We start from the raw sequence: 15,213 nt of genomic DNA on the forward strand, positions 1-15,213 counted from the left end.
ATCAGGCGACTTCCTCTTCCTCGTGCTGCTCGATGTCTTCCCCGAACAACTGCTGGACAGTCTGCGGCTCCGGGGCAACCAGCTTGATGATGATGTCCTGCTGAATGCGGTGATCGAGAATGCCGCTCTCGCGCTCGTCCGGCGCACAGTTAATGTTGAAGTCGTAGATAACGATGTCATTCTCTTCCGGCGTCACCTTGATGTTTTTGACGGTGCACTCGACCAGTTCGATATCGCTCTCACCGCCGAGGCCGTAATCGACTGTAGCGACGTAGCCCTTACCCTCGAACGACCATGCGAACGGGGCCATCTTCGAGAACCGACGGGTGCTGGTGGCGAGCATGTCTTCCGGGTTTTCGATCTGCATGTAGAGTGAGTCGTACAAGCCAGGCGCCAGCATGTCGAGTGAGCGAGCCTGCATCACGACTTGCACGCGCATCGTGGCGGCGGGGCGTTTCACCTTTCCGTGCTTCTCCGCGCGCGGGTTGTAGTTGACGAGCTTTGCGGTCTGAGCGTTGAGGATTTCGAACATGTTGGGTATCTCCGGGAGGTGGCGGGTTACTGGCTGTCGGACGGTGCTATGGGGCCGCGCAGTTCAGCGACGCGGGCGTTGAAAGCGTTCGTTGCTGCAATGGCGTCGTCCTCGTCGACAAGCTGCATGGCGAGGTTCTTGGCAGCCTCGCGCGACTTTCTGTCGCTCATCGCTGCGATGGCCTTGAGAACTTCTTCCAGCGTCACAGCCGGTGTCATGACGAGGCGCTTCACGAAGTGCTGGGCCTTCTTGCCCTTCGTCGACGTGAGCGATACGGCGATATCTTTCTCGATATCGCTCAGATGGCTGATGCGGATGCCGCCAACCACTTCGCCGCCAAACTTCACGCTCGGCTCGTTGAATAGCGTCATGGACTTGCCGATCCAGCGCCGGCCGTCTTCGCCCCACGCGAAAATCAGCAGCTTGCGCATCGTCTTGCATGGCTTGAACGGGCGCCCGTCGTCGTTCTGGTAATGGATGCTGACCGGTTGATCTGCGCCGCCGCCGACACGCACGTCGGTCACGGTGATGGTCATGTCAGCGGTAAGCAATTGCTCGGCGTTCAACTGGTCGCTCTTGGGCACGACGGTGTGCCGCAAGTCGGTGATGTCATTCGGCATAGGAAATCTCCACTTCTTCGTAAGTCAGGGCGTAGGCGGGTAGTCGGATCTTGGTCACTTCTGTGCCATACCCGGGCCAGACGCCTGTGCGCAGGCATCGCTCGTACACGTCGAGGTTGCGATGCACTTCGTTGTAGCCCTCGGTCCGGCTCTCGTCGTCGAGCGAGAACACCTGAACTGCGAACGGCCATTCGGTTTCGATCACGCAAAACAGGAAGTCTTCGACGTTCGTGCCCGACGCGATTTCGTATCCCTGCGTGTAGAACGGGTCTTGTACGTGGTAGCGCTTGCGAGCGGCTTGTCTGCTGAACTCGTTGGCATCAGCACTGGAGAACGTCTTGACGTCCATCAGAACGGACGATGTGGCATCGATCTGTTTTGCGACGTCCGGACGGCAACGGCACCTGACACCTGTCTGCGGATCGGTCCAATACGCGGACACTTCCACCTGATAGAAGCCAGACAGAATCTCGTTCACGCGTGGATGACGGTGAGCAGAATCAGCCTGATACATCGCCGTGTTGTACTGCGTGCCCTTGATTGCGATCTTCCCGTCAGCGCGCGCTTTCTCTTCGAATGCCTTCCACTCTTTCGTATTGCGGCGCACGGCCGGCCCGATGGCATAGCGTTTGCCAAACTCGTCAGGCTCGAGAATCGCGCAGTGCGCTAGCGTGCCTTCCAACTGGCCCGGCTTCGTCTCTTCGCAGTCTTCGCCCAGCTTCTCCGCGACGCGCTCGTACTGCGGGTCGAGCATGCGGGCGTAGTAGATGGCCGGGGCGCGCGCAATCAGATCAAGGCCAGTCTTCGAGATGGATTCCGTGTCGGCGTGGTACTGATCGATCGGCATGCCGACCACGAGGGCGCTGTCTTGGCTCATGGTCATACGCTCCGAAAAACGACGGGCTGCGCGGCGCGCATGGCGTCGGCGTAATCCATCGAGCCGACGATGCCATACAGGCAGAACAGCACAACGGCGGCGACGGTGCCAGCGAGGAACGGGCGACGATTGGCGAATCGGTCAAGGCGGCGGAGGAGGTTCATGCGGCACCTCGTTCGGGATGCGCATCACGGATGTGATCCATCAGTCCGGATGCTTTCACCCGGCGTCCGCAGCGCTGACAGGCAACCTTCGGCGACTGGATCACTCCGGACGGGGCATCCTTCGTGCAGCTTCGGCAGCGCTGCGGGAAACCGTCGACGCGGCCGAGATACGTCCCGCACCCCTCGCAGGGCGTGCCATCGAGCATCATTTCGGCGATGTCACCCATGGCACCCTCCCATCTGAGCGATAGCCACCTCGCGCGCCAGAACGTAGGAAGGAATCGCATCAGGCGCCGCGACGCCACGCTCGACGTCGTTCAGTTCGCGCGTGATCTCGACGTCGGCAAGCTCGCGCCACTCGCGGCGGAGCATGCGGACGAGCACCGGCCCGAGTGCATCGGGATAGCCAGAGCGGAAAGCCGCGCAGATCACGGTCATGTCTTCCGGCAGCGCCAGCGAGCCCAGCGCTTCGGTCACGTCGGAGATCAGGCATGCGCGCTCGATCAGTGAAGCCCGGGCGTCAACTTGTTCCCGAAACTCTTCGGGATGAGCAGCCGCTTTCGCCGATCCCAGCGGGAACCGGCGGTGCGCCGCGGTGAAGGGTAGGGGTGCGGTCATCTTGTCACCTCACTTTGCGTCGATCATGCGGGCGAACAACTCGTGTGCGCTGACCTGAAGAGTTTTTACGGTGGGCTCGAGGGCGTCCCCTGCGGCGGCCCCTGCGGCGTCCCGTGCGGCGTCCCCTGCGGCGTCCCCTGCGGCGGCCCATGCGGCGGCCCATGCGGCGTCCCCTGCGGCGTCCCCTGCGGCGTCCCCTGCGGCGGCCCCTGCGGCGTCCCGTGCGGCGTCCCCTGCGGCGTCCCCTGCGGCGGCCCATGCGGCGGCCCATGCGGCGGCCCGTGCGGCGGCCCCTGCGGCGTCCCCTGCGGCGGCCCATGCGGCGTCCCGTGCGGCGGCCCGTGCCTCCTTGATCTTGGGCAAAGCAATATCGAGTTCAGCGCGGCAAGTGATGGCCGGCAGAGACACCAGGATGTCGGCGTGAACCTTCAGCGCAGGCGTAAGAGCAAGCCAAGCAGCGCAGTGCACGCGCACCAGCCAGTCGAAGGCCATCCACGAGCGCTTTTCGGAGAGTTCTTTCGAGCCAGCGGTGCCGACGAGCAACGGGATGTACTGCTTGAGTTGGGCGCGCTCTTCGTCAGTGCGCATGCCGTCGTTCCAAGCTCGGCCGAACGCGGCCAGAACCGGATCGACGCACGCCGGGGAATCGCCGAAGGATTCGCCCGCGAACAGGCTCACGACTTCGAGCAGGCAGTGTTCGCCGCTATCAGCCTCGTGAGCGCCAGCGCTCAGGACTACGGTTTCGAGATCAATGGTGCTGCTGGTGGGTTGCATGTGTGCCTCGCAAGTAAATGCTTTGGCAACCTGAGAATCAGGGGAGGGGGCTGACCGGCTTTGCTATGATGGCGTCGCTGGGACCGTGAATCCCAGTTGTGGCCTCACAAGCCGCTAATGGTCCACGGTGTGTGGGCGCTTAGGTGCCGCCGACCGTAACGGGCGTTGGCTACCCAATCTCCGTGGATCGAATCTGCGAAAGCGCCCCGAAAGGGATAACGCCGTAACAGATGCGGGGAACGATTCTAGACACGTGAACCGCAAGCGCCAGGCACGGCGCTCTACAAATGCCAACCCTCAACAGTTGGCAGGCCTGCCAGCGAAAACAGGGCTATTGCCATGTTCGAGCTGACACTCAAACTGAAACTGAACTACAAGCAGTTGCATGCACTGATCGCACTGCTCATGTTCCTTTTCAGCTAGTAGGCCCCCGGCGTCGAAAGACGCCGGGCTTCACGCGCCACTTCCCAAGGCCGCGCCCCCTCTCCTGATTCCCAAGTTGTCAAAGAGCTTCGAGGCTGGCATCTGCTCGCCTCGCATTCCGTGTGGATGTGAGGCGAGTTTAGAAAACTATTCTGCAATGGTCAAGTAGTCTAAACCAATATCACAAAAAAATCCCGCCGAGGCGGGATCTGTCGGAACGAGCGATCAGCTCAATGGACGAGACGCACGCTGGTCATCGCGATATTTGCAGGTCATAAATCTGTTGATCGTCGGTTATGCAAGTGCCAGTCCCGGCTTGGCTCCAGCCACTGAACGAGAAAACGCAGCGGAGATTGTGACCGTCCTGCGATTGCGCGAGTACGTTGCCGTTCCCGGTTGCGCTGATACCGATCGCATTGCCAGTCGTGACTTGGCCTCCCGAGAAGGCCGTTCCAAGCGTGAACGCGCCACCCTGCATATAGGAAAACTTCCCGTCGTAGACGCGCTCGTTGATCGTGATAGATACACTTTTGTCGACCTGCTTGGCCGTTCCAAAAGCCATCTTCCCGGGCCCTCTCGGCATTAGCGACAAGTCATAAGTTGCACATCCCGTAAGCGCGAATGCCAGTGCGGCTCCGCAGATGATTCTTTTCATTAACTCTCCGAAGTAGGCTTGCGCCCAAACAGTTATCGTTTTCTATAGCGACGGTGCTCCATCATTACACCAATGATGCGCACCGGCTCATGATCGCTGCTGATGGTCGGATAATCTGGATTCAGTGGGACCAACTCGAAAGCCTCTCGGCCGTGTGCTCCGATACCGCGCGCCCGGTACTTTTTGAAGGTCGCTTCTTCGCGACCATTCTTCGCAACGACGAAATCGCCGGGCCGTGGATGGATTGCTGGATCAACAATCACGCGGTCACCAGGATGAAACTCGGGCAGCATCGAGTTTCCTTCGATCTCAAGTGCGAAGGCATGATCGGACAGGTCTAGATCCGTCAAAAGGTATTCGAATGCGCCGCCTGGCGGAAACGGATCGACTACCTCTGTCATCAGACCAGCTTGCACGCTACTGATGAGAGGAACACGGCGTTCCCCAACCTGCGCTGGAGCCACATTTGCGAATCCGGCTGTGCCGACTTTCTTGTCACCTTCACCCATGACGATCCATACGGCGTTGTATCCATAGCGCTTTTGGATGCCAATCGCATACTCAAGCTTTATCGACTTTATCTTCCCATCCAGCCACTGGTTGACGGTTCCCTTAGTGACGCCGGCCGCCGTCGCGATCTCGATTTGCTCGGCGCCGGTCTCGTCGATGATGGTTTGGATTCGTTGGTCAAGTGTGCTCATGGGATAGAAATCTAAACGAATCGTGGTTTAGAGCACTTTCCAAATTCAGTTTAGGGTTCTATACTCTCGGCAAGACCTATTGGAGCCGACGATATGAACCTAACGAAACAGCAGGCCACGGCCATTTTTGGCAGCGGTGCTGCGCTTGCTCGAGCGCTCGGCATCACGAAGGGCGCCGTGTCTCAGTGGCCCGATCAGCTCGACCAGCAACGCACGGCAATGGTGATCGGCGCCGCAGTTCAAAACGGTAAGTCCGTTCCTGATGGCTTCATTAATCAACCCGATCAGGTTGCGGCGTGAACAACCGATCGGTCATACGCGGGAAGGTGGCTCTCCGAGCACTTCAAGCATCGCAGCAAGCGAGAGCGTCAGCTTCTCGTCATATGGCGCTGACAGCGGGTGGCTCGAAAACGCATCTCCAAGGTCGTTCGCCGATTGACGTAGCGCTAACGCAATTTGTGATTTGTGTTGCGCTCTTTCCAAGAGCAAATGCATTGCCCGCTCCAGCAGGTCGATTTTCGCTTGCTGCATCAAAACCGTATTGCTGAATGCCTGGATCACTGCTGCAACGTCATCCGGGTTGAGTGGCTGTTGCTTCCCTTCTTTCATGGAGTCCTCACTGATGAAAGTTAATGTCGATGGCCTGCAAGCCGGCATTAATTCTCGCATGGCCGAGAACTCCGCCGTTTCGTTGTCGCTTGGGATGAAGTTTCCCGCGCGACGCTGCACCGCACAACATTCGCGAGACTGATCCGTGAACACATCCGACGCTGCATATCACCTCGTCCATGACTACAAGGGCGGTTCCGAATCGCTCGCACCTCGCATGGGCATCTCAGCCGCACTACTGCGCAACAAGGTCAACCGCAATCGGACCCCGGAGAACCGCAACGTTCTATCGCTGGCCGAGGCGGTGAACATGACCGACCTGACCGGCGACGAGCGAATCCTTCACGCTTGGGCATCCGAGCGCAATAGCGTCTTGGTGCGTCTTCCAGAGCCGACTGAGCAGCCTGACAACGAGGAATTGCTTGGCCTCTTCATGCGCCTTACGACGGAGTTTGGCGCGCTCGCACAGCGCCATCAGGAAGCGACCGAAGACGGTGAAGTCGACGAACAGGAGAAATCCGACCTGAAGCGCCTTGGCAACCAGATACACCAGACGGTGCAGCAGATCCAGAGCCTCACCGAGGTGATTTACTGCCGCCCATCTACTGGTAGCGGCACCACGCCGCAGCGCGCTCCGAGCGTGCGGGTGGTGTGACATGGCCGACATCATTGCCGCCGTGCCCATCGTCTGCATCGTCGCCGTGACGTGGTTCGTGCTGCGTCGGAGGGGGTGAACGATGCGCGCCTTGTATGATGACGTTCCTAATTCATTGACCGGAACGGACCAATATGGACAGCACAAAGAAGCCATCCGAGGAATTACGCGAAGAGCGCGAATTCCAAAGGAAGTACTGGGACAAACTGTATTCCGAGGCGAAAGCTGGGAGCAGTCTCCACGATGCAATCGGCGTGATTGTTGCTCTGCATCGCTCACTCGTGGACGGCGAACCACTCAACGAGGAATGGGCGCGTTGGGTCGAGGAATGGCTTCATCTTGCCGATCGAGTGGAGTCCGACATGGACACTTGGTTGAATATGGTGTTCTCCGACAACGTCGAGCACATCATGTCACGCAAAAAGCGCGACTGATTCATCGTCTCCCGTGCCGCAATGGCGCGGGCAATCGCTTTCGGATGGGGGTCTAAATGGCCCGCATCCGCTCTACCAAGCCCGAATTCTGGACCTCTGAGCAGGTTATGGAGCTGTCGCGCGACGCGCGGCTCTTGTTCATCGGCATGTGGAATTTCTGCGATGACGCAGGAATCCACCCAGCCAGCCCGAAGCGCCTCAAAGCCGAAGTCTTCCCCGCAGATGATTTGACCTCGTTGGACATTCGCCGACTGGTCGACGAATTGGTGTCGATCGGTCTCGTCGAAGAGTACGAAGTCGACGGCGAGGCATTTTGGATTGTTACCGGCTGGCATCACCAGAAGATCGAAAAGCCGACCTACACGCACCCTCGTCCCGACGGCACGCTCCCTGCAAACGCGCCGGCGCGCCGCAAAACCCGCATCTCATCGTCAAATTCGACGAGTAGTCGTGGAGATGTCGACGACAAGTCGCCGAATGATCGCCGACCGCTCGACGACAACTCGCCGACGGAGTCGAGTCGAGTCGAGTCGAGTCGAAAGGAATTAGGTTCTAACAACGACGGTGGTACACCTCCCGCGAATGACGAAAATTCGCTTCTCGTCGCCGTCGACGTTTCGAAACGATTGATCGCCTGGGAACGAGAGCGGGGCAAGTTTCCCAAGGGGCTGAATGCGTCGACCCAGCCGGTGCTGGACCTGGCGTCCATGAGCATCACCGCCGTGGAACTGCGTGCAGCCTACGACGATGCCGTGAGCGAACGCGACAAGGCGTCGGACCCCACGCCCGTCAACGCAGGCTTCGTGCGCTCGTTCGTCGAGAAGCACCGGCGCCCCCCGCCTAAGCCCAAAGCACCACCGCTACACACGCTCAACGACACACAACTCACGCAGGCCGGCCGCGAATGCGGCGCTGGCGAGGCGCGCGTCGGGGAGTCTCGAGACTCGTACATCGATCGGATCAAGCGCAAGCAGGCCGAAAACTCACGAGGAGCCGCAGCATGAGCGATACCACCACGACCTCGCAGGACAACGGCCCGAAGTGGCTTTGCGCCGCTCACGGCTGCATGCTCGCCGGCACCACGAAGACCGGGGCGGACTGGCTATGCGGCTGTCACGCGCATGTCCTGCCGATGCACTGGCAGGAGGTCACGCGCCGCATGCACGAGCGCTCGGCGTTCGTCCGTGCGTACCTCAACGCCGCGACGATTCACCCTTTCGACTGGGTCAACGGCCGTCACCGTGCTGCATCCGATGCGATGGCACGCATGGGGCGCCCCGACTTGGCACCCGCGAACCAGACGCGCTCCGTGAAGGTGTTTGATCGAAAAGAGCATGCCTTCGTCGATCACGTTCGCACGATCAACGAGCAGCAATCGATCAAGCACTGGACAGAGCGGCTCTACCTGACCCTCATCGCCGAATGCACGGCGAACCTCGAAAAGGCGAAGGTGCGCTCGGTGCCCACTGCTGAACTGCCGTTCACGCCGCCAGCCGTTCAATCCCTCATCCCGGAGATGGCCGAATGACACTTTTCGATGAAATGCCGGCATACCCCGGCGAGATGGACGAATTCCCGGACCTCGCGCGCGCGCGCACGTTTGACACGTGCCGTTCGATCCTCGCGCTCGACCTCGGCACGAAGCTCGGCTGGGCGACGGTGGACCGGAATGGCGTGGTGCGTAGCGGCAGCGTCTCGTGTTCCACCTCGAATGGTGGGTTCACCGGACGCGCGTTGAGGTGGAACAAATTCCGGGCACACCTGAGCGAATTGTGTTCCAGCGTTGGCGATTTTGACGCCGTGTACTTCGAGCACGTTCAGGCGCATGGTTCGCAGAAAAACCCCAACGTGATTGTCACGGCCCATGTCTACGGGGGATTCCTGGCTCACCTCGAACATTGGTGCGGGGGCCGTAATCTGCAACCGACGGGTGTCGGCGTTGGCGAGGTGAAGAAGGCTTGGGCTGGGAAAGGCAACGCCAAGAAGCCAGAAATGATCGCCGCTGCGCGTGCTAAGGGCTTCCGCCCCGCTGACGACAACGAGGCCGACGCCCTGGCCATCCTGTCGCTGGCCATCACGCGGGAGAACGCACGATGACCGCAAACACGCATTGGACACCCGAGCAAGACGCCCGGCTCTGCGAACTGTGGGCGCGCGACGTGCCGGTCGATGAGATCGCTGCCGAACTCGGACGCACCGAGATCGCCGTGCCGAAGCGCGCACGCGGTGCTCTGGGCCTGCCGCGTCGTGAGATCGACCAATACCGCAATCCCTCGATCGCATGGCCCGCGATCCAGCGCGAATTGCGCAAGGTGCCGTCAGCCGACTCCAAGTATCTCGCGCTCGTCACGGGCTACTCGCGCCGCCAGATGCTGCTTCTGCTGCGCCAGCACCATGACGCAAAGGAGCTTCACATCGCGAAGTGGGTGCGTTACTCGGTGGCGGGGCAGTGGGCGCCGCAATACGCCCTGGGCGCCGGTGAGGATGCACCCAGGCCGGTGCCGCTCACGCGTGCCGAGAGGTGGAAGAACACCGCGAAGAAGCTCAAGGACAACCCCGAGCATTACCTGCGTCGCAATCAGAACGCGCGCCTGCGCTACGCCACGCGTACCGGCAAGCTCGTGCGCCGTGACCCGCTCACAGCCGCTCTGTTCGGGGGTGCGTGATGCGCGACCCAATCGGCGCAATCCTCGTCTTCGTCGGGCTCGCCTGCGTGCTCATCGCCGCTTGCTCGGCGCTCGGAATCGCCATCGTCGAGATCACTTTCCGCCCCTAAACATGAGCAACCTTGTCCGTCTCGCAGGCATCCTTCCGCGCCAGCCAGAATTTCGTGCGTGGCTGGCCGAAGCCGCTCATCAACCGATCACCCCTGACGACGCCGCCGAGTTCATCCGCATCGCGTGCGGTGTCGATAGCCGTCGACAGATCGATCAGGACGCCGGCGCGGCAGAACGTTTTCACACCATCGTGCGCCGGCCGTTCCTGGCGTGGCGCGATCAGCAGCACCAACCCAAAGGAGCATGAACATGGAAGATGTCAACGAGCAACAATCAGGCGCCGAGGTGGCGCAAGTGGGGGAGCCTGTCGCTGCGACGGAACAGGCGTCGTCCGAGACGAGCACCACGGCATCGAGCGGTGCGGATGCGACGCTGGCCGACGTTGGGCTCGGGACTCAATCGAACGAATCAACCGGCGAGTTGCAGACGGGCACCAGCGAGGGTTCCACGAAGGGCGGTGATGCGCCCGATTCCCGAGCGATCGCTCGGGGCGCCGTTTCCGTCGGCGACATCTTCTCCGTGGTGGTACGCGAAACGCATGTGACGGTCGTAGGCCGCGATGGCTACGTGATCATCCGCGACAACGAGGGAACGGCCAATGACGCAGCCTGAAATCTACTTCGACCCGGACCTGAACTTGATCACCGCTGACCCGAAGCCTGGTAACAACGCGCGCGTGATTACGAAGGCCGACGTCCCGGCGCTGGTGCGTGCCGGTGCCGAGGTCGACAAGTCTGCCCGCGCCGTCAGCCAACGTCTGCCCTCGGGGAAGTGAACGAATGCCCAACGCCGTCCCGCTCGATGTGCGCGTCGACTGGTTCCGTGTGCTCACGGACCTTTGCCGGGATGGCGGTTCGCTATACCAACTTGCGCGGGACACATCGATTCCTCGTTCGTCGCTCCAGTCATACAAGAATGGCAGCGAGCCGACGCACGCCGTAGGCATGTGCTTGCTGGCGCACTGGTCGGCGAAGGTGGGTAAGTCGGGCGGAGATGCACCGCTCGTGACGCGGTATCAATCTATCAATGTGAGGTGAGCATGACAGACGAGGAGGCATTGCTGATTCTTGCGGCGCGCGGGGGGGGAGAGTGGATTAACTGGAATGAGAGAACGAATCGACCGCAATGGTGGCAGATGGGCAATCATCAGGCATCTATCACGCTTGATGGAGATTTCACGCGAGAACAACTGATGGCCATCCTGCATTTTGAGGATCGCGCCGAGTGACGCGTCTTCTGCTCATGCAAACCCGCTTCGGCGGGTTTTTTGTTGCCTGCGATTTCCCCTCGCCCGACGATTTAGACGAAATCTCGTCTGCCATGCCGCCAAATAATCACCGCAGGTTATAAACAGCGGGGCGGAAATGCCGAGAGGCGCGAAATCGTCATACCAGCCGGAATACGCGGAGCAAGCGCGCAAGCTGTGCCTGCTCGGTGCGACCGACGACGTGATCGCCCGATTCTTCGGCGTGACTGACCGCACGCTGCGCAACTGGAAGCAGAAGGAATCGAAATTCGCCGACGCGTGCAAGCTCGGCAAGCTCTCGGCCGACGCAGAGGTCGTCAGCTCGCTGTATGAGAAGGCCAAGGGCGGCGACGTCACGGCCTGCATCTACTGGCTGAAGAACCGCCAGCCCGAGCAGTGGCGCGACCGCGTGGCGCACGAAGTAACGGGCGCCGCCGGTGGCCCGATCAAGCACGAAACCTCCCTCGACGTCTCGAAGCTCTCCGACGAGCAGCTTCGCGCGCTCGCATCCATCGCAGTGAAGGGTGGTGAGTGATGGGCGCCCGCGAATTTTCCATTCAGGACGTTCTCAACGCTCGCGCCGAACTGGCACGCCGCAGCCTGCCCGACTTCGCTTGCATGGTCGACATCCCGACCGTGCCGCTGACCGATTCGGAAGATGAAGACCAGTTCACGATGATGCGCCTCGGCAAGCTGGCTGCGCATCACGAACTCGTCTGCCGCGCGCTTCAGGACGTCGAAGCGGGCCTCATTCCCAACCTGATGGTGCTGATGCCGCCGGGCAGCGCGAAAAGCACGTACGTCGATGTCGTGTTCGTGCCGTGGTTCATGGCGCGCGCGCCGCGTCGCAACGTCATCCTCGCCAGCTATGCGAGTGACATTGCAGCGAAGCAAGGACGCCGCGCACGCCAGCTCATCAAGTCGCCGTCGTTCGGACGTCTGACGCGCGGTATTGGTCTGTCTGCCGAGAGCCAAGCCGCCGACCAATGGGCGCTTACGAACGGAAGCGAGTACATGGCCGGGGGGCTGCTATCTGGCCTGACCGGCAACCGCGCGCACCTGGGCATCATTGACGACCCGATCAAGGGGCGAGAACAGGCAGAGTCCGAGACGATCCGCAAAAAGACGTGGGACGCATACATCGACGATTTTTGCTCGCGTCTCATCCCGGGCGCACCGCAGATCATGATGCTCACGCGCTGGCACCGCGACGACCCGGCGGGCCGCATCCTGCCCGAAGACTGGGACGGCGAGTCCGGCGTGTTTGAGGGACGCGACGGCCGCACATGGCACGTCATCTGCCTACCGGCCATCGCCGATCGCACTGACGACCCGCTCGGCCGCGCACTCGGTGAAACGCTCTGGCCCGAGTGGTTCAGCCTCGATCACTGGAAGCCTTTCCAGAAGAATCGCCGCACCTGGTACAGCCTGTATCAGCAGAAACCGTCGCCCGATGAAGGGACGTACTTCCAGCGCATCTGGTTCCGCCGGTACCGCCCGGGCAGCGAACCCGCGCACCTCAACAAGTACATGACCAGCGACCACGCGCCCGCCGGTGGCGACGGCAACGACTTCGCGTGCGTTCGTGTCTGGGGCGTGGCCGCAAACAACGACGTCTACTTGCTCGACGGCTTTCGTGAGCACCTCACGATGGACAAGCTGGCCGAGCGCGTGGTGGGGAAGCGCGAGCGGGGTCTGGTGGGCTTGATTGCCAAGCACCGCCCGCTCGCGTGGTTCCCCGAGGATGACAACAACTGGAAAGCTTCAGCCGGCTTCATCACGCAGCAGATGCGCGCCGAGCGCCAGTTCGTGCGCGTCGAGCCGATTACCCCCCACGGCAGCAACAAGCAGGTCAAGGCGCAGGCGTTTCAGGGCATGGCGTCGTCAGGCTGCGTATGGATTCCCGAAGGGCCGGAAGGCGACGAAATCATCGAGCAATACGTCCAATTCCCGACCGGTAAGCACGACGACGAGGTCGACGCGGGCAGCCTGATGGGGCGTGCGCTTGCCGAAGCGCATCCGGCTGTTGTGCCGTTTAAGGAACAGAAGCGGGTTGAAAAAGACCGCTGGGATCGTGCATTCAGCCGGAACGACGGCGACGGGGAGGGATCGTGGAAAGTGGCGTGATGCAGGGTCAACCCGTGGCAGTAGTTCAGGTCGACGTGATCGAAGCGCCAGACGTATCGGTGCTTTGCCGCTGGTTCGAAGAGTCGGAGCAAATGACCGACGACGCTCGCAAGCTTGCCGAGCGCGACCGAGATTACTACGACGCGAAACAGTGGACTGCCGCAGAACTCGCGACGCTTGCGCGCCGAGGCCAGCCAGCCCTGACGATCAACTACATCAAGCGCAAGGTCGAATACCTCCGTGGCTTCGAACGCCGTCTGCGCAGCGACCCTAAGGCATTCCCGCGCACCCCCCACGAAGAGCAGATGTCGGAAGCGGCGACAGATGCGCTTCGCTTCGTGGCCGATCAGAACAAGTTTGACGTGACGCGCTCAGACGTGTTCGAGGACATGATGATCGAGGGCACGGGCGGCGCCGACGTCGTCGTGCGCCCCACGAATGATGGCTATGCCGTGGACATCAAACGCGTGCCGTGGGATCGCATCTTCTTCGATCCGTACAGCCGCGACAAAGATTTCGCCGATGCCCGCTACAAGGGAATCGTGATCTGGGAAGATCGCGCAGCAGCGCTTGAAGCCTACCCGGACCGTGCGGCGGCTATCGAAAACACGCTGAATAGCGGTTCGATGGCCGACACATACGACGACCGGCCGAAGTACTCACGCTGGGCCGACAACCGTCGAACTCGCGTTCGCATCGTGCAAATGCACTGGCGGCAGGGCGGTCAGTGGATGGTCGCGACGTTCACGCGCGGCGGATATCTAGACGATCCGATGCCGTCGCCCTACGTTGACCGTGAGGGCAATCCGACGTCGTCGCTCATCCTGCGCTCAGCATACGTCGACCGTGAGAATAACCGTTACGGCCACGTGCGCGACCTGATCCCTCTTCAGGACGAGATCAACAAGCGTCGCAGCAAGGCGCTGCACCTCATGAGCGTGCGCCAGACGTTCGGCAACCGTCAGGCAATCCTCGACGTCGACAAGGCGAAGCGCGAACTCGCGAAGCCTGACGGGCACATCGAAGTTGAAGCTGGCGGCCAGTTGAATGCCGATTTCGGCGTGCTGCCGACCGATGGCATGGCGCAGGCACAGCTCGAGCTACTTCGTCATGCGACGGGCGAGATGCAGGCCAGCGGCCCAAATGCCGCGATGGCAGGCAAAGACCCGCGTATTCAGTCGGGACGCGCGATTCAAGCGCAGCAGGCGGGCGGCGCAATCGAGGTCGAACCTATTGTCGATGACCTGCGCCAGTGGACGCAGCAAGTCATGGAGGCGTCTTGGCTGCGTGTGCGCCAATTCTGGACGGGCCCGACGTGGGTGCGTGTAACTGATGACGAACGCAATCTGAAGTGGGTCGGGCTGAACCAGCCGGTGACGCTCGCCGACGAACTCGCGGCCATGCCGCCCGAGCAGGCACAGCAGATAACGCAGCAATACCAATTGCAGCCTGGCGACCCGCGTCTCGACCAAGTCGTGCGCCGCGATAACGAAATCTCCGGTCTGGACGTGGACATCATCATCGAGGAAGGCCCTGACGTCGCGAATATCCAAGCCGAACAGTTTCAGATTCTCGCGCAGATCGCGCCTGCACTCGCGCAGACAGGTGACCCGATCCCGACCGAGGTTCTTATCCGTGCTTCGAGCTTGCGCAACAAGGATGCATTGCTTGATCAGATGAATAAGGCGCGCGAACAGCGTGCAGCCGCTCAGCAGGGTGCTGCACAGATCGGGCAGGCGCAGGCAGAGGCGACCATCAACAAGACCAATTCAGATGCATTGAAGGCTCGCGCGCAGGCCGCCGAGTCCATGGCGAACGCTCAACGCGGCCCCGACGCTCCGCAGCCTCAGCAACAACCGTCGACCCTCGACGAAATGAAGAAGGCTGCCGAAATCCGGCGCATCAATGCGCAGACTGCGGCCCTTCAAGTTGATTCGATCAAGACGATTGCCGACGCGCAGCGCCCGGCACAGGTGACAGATTTCGCATAACCCGCCGCCG

General features: G+C 61.2%; 25 protein-coding genes. 15 read left to right on the plus strand and 10 right to left on the minus strand.

Annotated elements, in window-relative coordinates:
• Position 1: 1 nt before the first annotated feature.
• The 9 genes from AT395_RS09000 to AT395_RS09035 all read right to left on the minus strand — a co-directional run bounded on the left by AT395_RS09000 (position 2) and on the right by AT395_RS09035 (position 5,364).
• Positions 2-532, minus strand: a complete 531-nt coding sequence (locus tag AT395_RS09000; protein WP_048629042.1) for a hypothetical protein — start codon at positions 530-532, stop codon at positions 2-4.
• 26 nt (positions 533-558) lie between these two features.
• The gene (locus AT395_RS09005) at positions 559-1,152 is read right to left on the minus strand and encodes a hypothetical protein (RefSeq protein WP_048629043.1); all 594 of its coding nucleotides are present in this window, start codon (positions 1,150-1,152) and stop codon (positions 559-561) included.
• Complete coding sequence (locus AT395_RS09010) at positions 1,142-2,029, minus strand: PD-(D/E)XK nuclease-like domain-containing protein (protein WP_048629044.1); 888 nt, start codon at positions 2,027-2,029, stop codon at positions 1,142-1,144. The genes AT395_RS09005 and AT395_RS09010 overlap by 11 nt, the downstream gene beginning before the upstream one ends.
• A gap of 2 nt (positions 2,030-2,031) precedes the next feature.
• A complete protein-coding gene (locus AT395_RS25520; protein ID WP_156219709.1) occupies positions 2,032-2,193 on the minus strand; it encodes a hypothetical protein in 162 nt (53 codons plus the stop codon).
• Positions 2,190-2,420, minus strand: coding sequence for a hypothetical protein (locus tag AT395_RS09015; RefSeq protein WP_048629045.1), 231 nt, complete (start codon positions 2,418-2,420; stop codon positions 2,190-2,192). The genes AT395_RS25520 and AT395_RS09015 overlap by 4 nt, the downstream gene beginning before the upstream one ends.
• Positions 2,413-2,811: a hypothetical protein gene (locus AT395_RS09020; RefSeq protein ID WP_048629046.1), complete on the minus strand. Its 399-nt coding sequence runs from the start codon at positions 2,809-2,811 to the stop codon at positions 2,413-2,415. The genes AT395_RS09015 and AT395_RS09020 overlap by 8 nt, the downstream gene beginning before the upstream one ends.
• Before the next feature lie 9 nt (positions 2,812-2,820).
• Entirely contained in the window at positions 2,821-3,585 is a 765-nt protein-coding gene (locus AT395_RS09025; protein WP_058375177.1) for a hypothetical protein, read from the minus strand.
• A 676-nt stretch (positions 3,586-4,261) separates the two neighbouring features.
• A complete protein-coding gene (locus AT395_RS09030) occupies positions 4,262-4,663 on the minus strand; it encodes a hypothetical protein (RefSeq protein ID WP_231606128.1) in 402 nt (133 codons plus the stop codon).
• Positions 4,664-4,695: 32 nt separating this feature from the next.
• The gene (locus AT395_RS09035; protein ID WP_048629049.1) at positions 4,696-5,364 is read right to left on the minus strand and encodes a LexA family protein; all 669 of its coding nucleotides are present in this window, start codon (positions 5,362-5,364) and stop codon (positions 4,696-4,698) included.
• 93 nt (positions 5,365-5,457) lie between these two features.
• Here AT395_RS09035 and AT395_RS09040 point away from each other — a divergent pair, with 93 nt between their 5' ends.
• Entirely contained in the window at positions 5,458-5,664 is a 207-nt protein-coding gene (locus tag AT395_RS09040) for a Cro/CI family transcriptional regulator (RefSeq protein ID WP_048629050.1), read from the plus strand.
• Between the two features lie 12 nt (positions 5,665-5,676).
• On the opposite strand, the gene AT395_RS09045 is transcribed toward AT395_RS09040, so the two are convergent.
• Positions 5,677-6,126, minus strand: a complete 450-nt coding sequence (locus AT395_RS09045) for a hypothetical protein (RefSeq protein ID WP_156219710.1) — start codon at positions 6,124-6,126, stop codon at positions 5,677-5,679.
• Between AT395_RS09045 and AT395_RS09050 the strand changes: the two genes are divergently transcribed.
• The 14 genes from AT395_RS09050 to AT395_RS09110 all read left to right on the plus strand — a co-directional run bounded on the left by AT395_RS09050 (position 6,119) and on the right by AT395_RS09110 (position 15,203).
• Complete coding sequence (locus AT395_RS09050; RefSeq protein ID WP_156219712.1) at positions 6,119-6,628, plus strand: YmfL family putative regulatory protein; 510 nt, start codon at positions 6,119-6,121, stop codon at positions 6,626-6,628. The two genes, AT395_RS09045 and AT395_RS09050, sit on opposite strands and share 8 nt — an antisense overlap.
• A 134-nt stretch (positions 6,629-6,762) precedes the next feature.
• Positions 6,763-7,062, plus strand: coding sequence for a hypothetical protein (locus AT395_RS09055; protein ID WP_048629052.1), 300 nt, complete (start codon positions 6,763-6,765; stop codon positions 7,060-7,062).
• Positions 7,063-7,118: 56 nt separating this feature from the next.
• Positions 7,119-8,066: a hypothetical protein gene (locus AT395_RS09060; protein WP_156219714.1), complete on the plus strand. Its 948-nt coding sequence runs from the start codon at positions 7,119-7,121 to the stop codon at positions 8,064-8,066.
• Entirely contained in the window at positions 8,063-8,590 is a 528-nt protein-coding gene (locus AT395_RS09065) for a hypothetical protein (protein WP_048629053.1), read from the plus strand. The genes AT395_RS09060 and AT395_RS09065 overlap by 4 nt, the downstream gene beginning before the upstream one ends.
• Positions 8,587-9,159 carry a RuvC family protein gene (locus tag AT395_RS09070; RefSeq protein ID WP_048629054.1) on the plus strand — a complete coding sequence of 191 codons (573 nt, stop codon included), beginning with the start codon at positions 8,587-8,589 and terminating at the stop codon, positions 9,157-9,159. The genes AT395_RS09065 and AT395_RS09070 overlap by 4 nt, the downstream gene beginning before the upstream one ends.
• The gene (locus AT395_RS09075; RefSeq protein WP_048629055.1) at positions 9,156-9,728 is read left to right on the plus strand and encodes a hypothetical protein; all 573 of its coding nucleotides are present in this window, start codon (positions 9,156-9,158) and stop codon (positions 9,726-9,728) included. Before AT395_RS09070 ends, AT395_RS09075 begins: the two co-directional genes overlap by 4 nt.
• Before the next feature lie 112 nt (positions 9,729-9,840).
• Positions 9,841-10,086, plus strand: a complete 246-nt coding sequence (locus AT395_RS09080) for a hypothetical protein (protein WP_053086377.1) — start codon at positions 9,841-9,843, stop codon at positions 10,084-10,086.
• A 2-nt stretch (positions 10,087-10,088) separates the two neighbouring features.
• On the plus strand, positions 10,089-10,451 hold the full coding sequence (locus AT395_RS09085; RefSeq protein ID WP_048629056.1) for a hypothetical protein: 363 nt from the start codon (positions 10,089-10,091) through the stop codon (positions 10,449-10,451).
• A complete protein-coding gene (locus tag AT395_RS25525) occupies positions 10,438-10,614 on the plus strand; it encodes a hypothetical protein (protein ID WP_156219716.1) in 177 nt (58 codons plus the stop codon). Before AT395_RS09085 ends, AT395_RS25525 begins: the two co-directional genes overlap by 14 nt.
• Before the next feature lie 4 nt (positions 10,615-10,618).
• On the plus strand, positions 10,619-10,876 hold the full coding sequence (locus tag AT395_RS09090) for a hypothetical protein (protein ID WP_048629057.1): 258 nt from the start codon (positions 10,619-10,621) through the stop codon (positions 10,874-10,876).
• Between the two features lie 2 nt (positions 10,877-10,878).
• Positions 10,879-11,067, plus strand: a complete 189-nt coding sequence (locus AT395_RS09095; RefSeq protein WP_048629058.1) for a hypothetical protein — start codon at positions 10,879-10,881, stop codon at positions 11,065-11,067.
• A gap of 136 nt (positions 11,068-11,203) precedes the next feature.
• The gene (locus AT395_RS09100) at positions 11,204-11,620 is read left to right on the plus strand and encodes a hypothetical protein (RefSeq protein ID WP_053086378.1); all 417 of its coding nucleotides are present in this window, start codon (positions 11,204-11,206) and stop codon (positions 11,618-11,620) included.
• The gene (locus AT395_RS09105; protein WP_048629059.1) at positions 11,620-13,212 is read left to right on the plus strand and encodes a terminase large subunit domain-containing protein; all 1,593 of its coding nucleotides are present in this window, start codon (positions 11,620-11,622) and stop codon (positions 13,210-13,212) included. Before AT395_RS09100 ends, AT395_RS09105 begins: the two co-directional genes overlap by 1 nt.
• On the plus strand, positions 13,212-15,203 hold the full coding sequence (locus tag AT395_RS09110; protein WP_048629060.1) for a portal protein: 1,992 nt from the start codon (positions 13,212-13,214) through the stop codon (positions 15,201-15,203). The genes AT395_RS09105 and AT395_RS09110 overlap by 1 nt, the downstream gene beginning before the upstream one ends.
• Positions 15,204-15,213: the final 10 nt, after the last annotated feature.

Origin of the sequence: Pandoraea apista (assembly GCF_001465595.2) — a bacterium.
Classification (GTDB): domain Bacteria; phylum Pseudomonadota; class Gammaproteobacteria; order Burkholderiales; family Burkholderiaceae; genus Pandoraea; species Pandoraea apista.

Bases quoted from the DNA above. Each gene is read 5' to 3' on its own strand.
- AT395_RS09065 (WP_048629053.1), top strand. From the start codon at position 8,063: ATGAGCGATACCACCACGACCTCGCAGGACAACGGCCCGAAGTGGCTT.
- AT395_RS09100 (WP_053086378.1), top strand. From the start codon at position 11,204: ATGCCGAGAGGCGCGAAATCGTCATACCAGCCGGAATACGCGGAGCAA.
- AT395_RS09090 (WP_048629057.1), top strand. From the start codon at position 10,619: ATGCCCAACGCCGTCCCGCTCGATGTGCGCGTCGACTGGTTCCGTGTG.
- AT395_RS09010 (WP_048629044.1), bottom strand. From the start codon at position 2,029: ATGAGCCAAGACAGCGCCCTCGTGGTCGGCATGCCGATCGATCAGTAC.
- AT395_RS09030 (WP_231606128.1), bottom strand. From the start codon at position 4,663: ATGAAAAGAATCATCTGCGGAGCCGCACTGGCATTCGCGCTTACGGGA.
- AT395_RS09040 (WP_048629050.1), top strand. From the start codon at position 5,458: ATGAACCTAACGAAACAGCAGGCCACGGCCATTTTTGGCAGCGGTGCT.
- AT395_RS09015 (WP_048629045.1), bottom strand. From the start codon at position 2,420: ATGGGTGACATCGCCGAAATGATGCTCGATGGCACGCCCTGCGAGGGG.
- AT395_RS09105 (WP_048629059.1), top strand. From the start codon at position 11,620: ATGGGCGCCCGCGAATTTTCCATTCAGGACGTTCTCAACGCTCGCGCC.
- AT395_RS09095 (WP_048629058.1), top strand. From the start codon at position 10,879: ATGACAGACGAGGAGGCATTGCTGATTCTTGCGGCGCGCGGGGGGGGA.
- AT395_RS09070 (WP_048629054.1), top strand. From the start codon at position 8,587: ATGACACTTTTCGATGAAATGCCGGCATACCCCGGCGAGATGGACGAA.
- AT395_RS09060 (WP_156219714.1), top strand. From the start codon at position 7,119: ATGGCCCGCATCCGCTCTACCAAGCCCGAATTCTGGACCTCTGAGCAG.
- AT395_RS09085 (WP_048629056.1), top strand. From the start codon at position 10,089: ATGGAAGATGTCAACGAGCAACAATCAGGCGCCGAGGTGGCGCAAGTG.
- AT395_RS09020 (WP_048629046.1), bottom strand. From the start codon at position 2,811: ATGACCGCACCCCTACCCTTCACCGCGGCGCACCGCCGGTTCCCGCTG.
- AT395_RS09025 (WP_058375177.1), bottom strand. From the start codon at position 3,585: ATGCAACCCACCAGCAGCACCATTGATCTCGAAACCGTAGTCCTGAGC.
- AT395_RS09000 (WP_048629042.1), bottom strand. From the start codon at position 532: ATGTTCGAAATCCTCAACGCTCAGACCGCAAAGCTCGTCAACTACAAC.
- AT395_RS09055 (WP_048629052.1), top strand. From the start codon at position 6,763: ATGGACAGCACAAAGAAGCCATCCGAGGAATTACGCGAAGAGCGCGAA.
- AT395_RS09075 (WP_048629055.1), top strand. From the start codon at position 9,156: ATGACCGCAAACACGCATTGGACACCCGAGCAAGACGCCCGGCTCTGC.
- AT395_RS09080 (WP_053086377.1), top strand. From the start codon at position 9,841: ATGAGCAACCTTGTCCGTCTCGCAGGCATCCTTCCGCGCCAGCCAGAA.
- AT395_RS09035 (WP_048629049.1), bottom strand. From the start codon at position 5,364: ATGAGCACACTTGACCAACGAATCCAAACCATCATCGACGAGACCGGC.
- AT395_RS25520 (WP_156219709.1), bottom strand. From the start codon at position 2,193: ATGAACCTCCTCCGCCGCCTTGACCGATTCGCCAATCGTCGCCCGTTC.
- AT395_RS09005 (WP_048629043.1), bottom strand. From the start codon at position 1,152: ATGCCGAATGACATCACCGACTTGCGGCACACCGTCGTGCCCAAGAGC.
- AT395_RS09110 (WP_048629060.1), top strand. From the start codon at position 13,212: ATGCAGGGTCAACCCGTGGCAGTAGTTCAGGTCGACGTGATCGAAGCG.
- AT395_RS25525 (WP_156219716.1), top strand. From the start codon at position 10,438: ATGACGCAGCCTGAAATCTACTTCGACCCGGACCTGAACTTGATCACC.